A 267-nucleotide genomic window follows, 5' to 3' on the forward strand; every position below is an offset into this window, starting at 1 on the left:
GGCCAACGGGTTCTGGTAAAACAGTATCACTATACACAGGTTTAAATATATTAAACCAGCCAGAGCGTAATATTAGTACTGCGGAAGATCCGGTTGAGATTAACCTTGAAGGTGTAAACCAAGTACAAATTAATATTAAAGCCGATATGACTTTTGCCAATGCACTGCGTGCTTTTTTACGTCAAGATCCTGATGTAGTTATGGTAGGTGAAATACGTGACCTAGAAACCGCAGAAATATCAATAAAAGCGGCGCAAACAGGTCACT

The 267-nt window shown here is 39.7% G+C and carries 1 protein-coding gene; it reads left to right on the forward strand.

Annotated elements, in window-relative coordinates; translation table 11 throughout:
• Positions 1 to 267 (forward strand): GspE/PulE family protein (locus tag AAEY75_RS15430; RefSeq protein WP_352260079.1); only part of this gene is annotated, 267 nt, incomplete at both ends.

The sequence above is a fragment of the Psychrobacter sp. TB55-MNA-CIBAN-0194 genome (genome assembly GCF_040309505.1).
In the GTDB taxonomy this organism is placed as follows: Bacteria; Pseudomonadota; Gammaproteobacteria; order Pseudomonadales; family Moraxellaceae; genus Psychrobacter; species Psychrobacter fozii.